A 3,272-nucleotide genomic window follows, 5' to 3' on the forward strand; every position below is an offset into this window, starting at 1 on the left:
CCATCATTAAAAGATTCTTTTAAAAAATTAATAAAATCAATAATTGATTGCGGTTGGAATTTTTTTATTTTGATAAGGTTTTCAAGTTCTTTTATTAACGGCTGAATTTCCCCATATAGAATGATTGTATCAGCATAATAATCATCAAGTTTTTTTATTATTGAATACTGATTTAATGGTTTTGCTTTATTGAATAATTCATCGTAATCAGATTTTTCAAGTGAAAATATCGGTGAATTTTCATCTATTTCTTTTTGATTACTTGATGCTATAAAATCCAAAGCCATAAATACCTCATATTTTAATTATTATCTATTGTGAGATGTTTATCTTACTTCATTATTTTTACTTTCTCGAATTTTAGCTAAAGCTTTTTCTAGCCGACTAACATTTTGATATTTGGTAGGAACGGTACTTCTAGCTAAATAATCATACCATCCATTTACAGCAGCTTTAAATAATTCCAAACCTTCTGGAGTTACGTTTGACATTTTAACAACCGTATCGGTTTTCAAATTTCCCTGCTCATCAAACGGTTCAACATCGATTAATAATTCATGTTTTTTTAAAAAGCCTAATAAAGCTATTGAGCTTTGTATAATAGGATCTTGCCACCATTTGTTTTTATTTCTAGTAAGTAACATTGGTAAATCAAGTAAAGTATAATCAATTTCGTTCATTATTTTATTTCACTAACAGTTAACTATCGGGTCAGGCTACGTGAATATATCTATATCAGTACGAAAATATGAAGTCATTATCAATATACTGTTTGGATAAATTTATTCCTTTTACTTTATTTTTTATAAAAAACTGTCGTAACGACTCTGACATCATAATTCGCCCTATAGATTCTTCACATCTTGCCATACAAAATTGCTCATTTATATTTTCTTTTAAGACCATTTTATAAAAATTTTTGGGTCCATCAGGATAATCATCTAATATTGGTTCATATTCCGATTTATTCATATCAATACAGGATATTAAACGAAGAATATTTAATACTTTATAACCAGAATAGCTGTGACCATTAACAGTTATAGTTGCCTCTATTAGCTGGACATCATGTAAAAAATCTTGATTGCTTGAAAGTAAATTGGCAAGTCTAGGCGAGATAGAAATAGGGCCACTACTAAAATAAAAATCATAAGAGAGTAAACGTTTTTCACTGACTTTGTCTTTTAATTTAAAAACTATTGGGTTATTCGATTGAATCTTTTTGCATTGTAAAAGTTCGTAATAATCATCTCCTGTTGAGACATATTCGAACCAATAACGATCATATCATAAGTCGATAAATCATAATAACATCCTTTAAAATACTTAATTGAATTTTTATTTAAGCTTCGCTATTATCCATAGATAGATTGATTACATGATGTGGATCAATCTATTCCTTTTACTTTATTGTTTATAAAAAACTGGCGTAACGACTCTGACATCACAATTCGCCCTATAGATTCTTCACACCTTGCCATACAAAATTGCTCATTTATATTTTCTTTAAAGACGATGTTATAAAATTTCATTGGTCCATCAGGATAATCATCTAATATTGGTTCATATTCCGATTTATTCATATCAATACAGGATATTAAACGAAGAAAATTTAATACCTTATAACCAGAATAGCTGCGACCATTAACTATTATTATCGCATCTATTAGCTGGACATCATGTAAAAAATCTTCATTGTTTGAAAGTAAATTTGCAAGTCTAGGCGAGATAAATTCAGGACCATCACTGAAATAAATATCATAAGAGAATAAACGTTTTTCACTGACTTTGTCTTTTAATTTAAAAACTAAGGGTTTATTTGTTTGAATCTTCTTGCATTGTAAAAATTCGTAAAGATCAACGACAGTTGAGTCATATTGGAACCAATAACTATTAGGATAATTACTTAGCATAAATTTATAAATCATAACAACATCCTTTAAAATGCTTACTTGAATTTTTATTTAAAATAGTTTTCCACTACGTGGTTCAATTCTTTTTGTTTTTATACGTTTATTTAAAACTTCTTTAAATTGCTTTTGTGTCCAATTTTCCTTTTGACCCTTGTTATGAATTTCTTTTATTTAAGTTTGCATATCCTATGAGTATTGATAATGTAAACAGTTGTGAATAGTCCAGTAGAATGTGTATCAGCTGATGTAGCGGATTGAGTTGCATAAATCTACCTAATATTTATATAAAATTATTCATACATTTTTGCAGCCATTAATATATCAGCAAGAACTTTCCAACTAATATGTTTTGGAATTGGCTGTTTAGTATTAATATAAAATTGCTCTATGTTGTCAACCCATGCAGATAAAGCTTCTAAATATGATTGCAAATCCCCGTTTGTCCAACTTTCTGGTTCATTTTTTAAATCATCTCTTAGAGCATTCATAAATGATAAAAAATCAGCTTTATCTTTAATATTACTAATCTTATCAAACATTACCTTATAACCTTCGTGCTTTTGTCACCCATCGAACAGGAATAGAATCTAAACCAGCTAATCGCCTGTGATGCTCCAATTTCCATATTTTTCCGTCATTATCTTTCGATATTCACATTGGACGATAGATTGATTACATGATGTGGATCAATCTATTCCTTTTACTTTATTTTTTATAAAAAACTGGCGTAACGACTCTGAAATCACAATTAACCCTATAGATTCTTCACTCCTTGCCATACAAAATTGCTCATTTATATCTTCTTTAAAGACCATTTTATAAAATTCTTTTGGTCCATCAGGATAACTCTCTAATATTGGTATATATTCAGATTTATTCATATCAATACAGGATATTAAACGAAGAATATTTAATACTTTATAACCAGAATAGCTGCGACCATTAACAGTTATAGTTGCCTCTATTAGCTGGACATCATGTAAAAAATCTTCATTGTTTGAAAGTAAATTGGCAAGTCTAGGCGAGATAAAAACAGGACCACTACTGAAATAAATATCATAAGAGAGTAAACGTTTTTCACTTACTTTTTTTTCTAATTTAAAAACTATTGGGTTATTCGATTGAATCTTTTTGCATTGTAAAAGTTCGTAATAATCATCTCCTGTTGAGACATATTGGAACCAATAACTATTGGGATAATTACTTAGCATAAATTTATAAATCATATCAACATCCTTTAAAAGGTTTACTTAAGCTTCACTATTATCCATAGAAAAGTTGATTACATTGTGTGGATCAATCTATTCCTTTTACTTTATTGTTTATAAAAAACTGGCGTAACGACTCTGACATCACAAT

The 3,272-nt window shown here is 28.6% G+C and carries 6 protein-coding genes; all 6 read right to left on the minus strand.

From position 1 onward, the window contains the following. The coding region (locus A9G09_RS01205) for a hypothetical protein (protein WP_065633103.1) at positions 1-287 on the minus strand (287 nt) is incomplete at its 3' end. Between the two features lie 39 nt (positions 288-326). Then, a complete protein-coding gene (locus A9G09_RS01210) occupies positions 327-680 on the minus strand; it encodes a hypothetical protein (protein WP_065633104.1) in 354 nt (117 codons plus the stop codon). Positions 681-735: 55 nt separating this feature from the next. Continuing rightward, on the minus strand, positions 736-1,218 hold the full coding sequence (locus tag A9G09_RS13145) for a DUF1629 domain-containing protein (protein ID WP_369126351.1): 483 nt from the start codon (positions 1,216-1,218) through the stop codon (positions 736-738). Positions 1,219-1,388: 170 nt separating this feature from the next. Further along, on the minus strand, positions 1,389-1,928 hold the full coding sequence (locus tag A9G09_RS01220) for a DUF1629 domain-containing protein (RefSeq protein ID WP_065633106.1): 540 nt from the start codon (positions 1,926-1,928) through the stop codon (positions 1,389-1,391). Positions 1,929-2,203: 275 nt separating this feature from the next. Further along, positions 2,204-2,452, minus strand: a complete 249-nt coding sequence (locus A9G09_RS01225; protein WP_065633107.1) for a hypothetical protein — start codon at positions 2,450-2,452, stop codon at positions 2,204-2,206. A 147-nt stretch (positions 2,453-2,599) separates the two neighbouring features. Continuing rightward, on the minus strand, positions 2,600-3,139 hold the full coding sequence (locus A9G09_RS01230; RefSeq protein ID WP_065633108.1) for a DUF1629 domain-containing protein: 540 nt from the start codon (positions 3,137-3,139) through the stop codon (positions 2,600-2,602). Positions 3,140-3,272: the final 133 nt, after the last annotated feature.

The sequence above is a fragment of the Gilliamella sp. wkB292 genome (assembly GCF_001690235.1).
Lineage (GTDB): Bacteria > Pseudomonadota > Gammaproteobacteria > Enterobacterales > Orbaceae > Gilliamella > Gilliamella apicola_F.

Coding starts and splice junctions, on each gene's coding strand:
- A9G09_RS01210 (WP_065633104.1), bottom strand. CDS start 680: ATGAACGAAATTGATTATACTTTACTTGATTTACCAATGTTACTTACT.
- A9G09_RS01220 (WP_065633106.1), bottom strand. CDS start 1,928: ATGATTTATAAATTTATGCTAAGTAATTATCCTAATAGTTATTGGTTC.
- A9G09_RS01225 (WP_065633107.1), bottom strand. CDS start 2,452: ATGTTTGATAAGATTAGTAATATTAAAGATAAAGCTGATTTTTTATCA.
- A9G09_RS01230 (WP_065633108.1), bottom strand. CDS start 3,139: ATGATTTATAAATTTATGCTAAGTAATTATCCCAATAGTTATTGGTTC.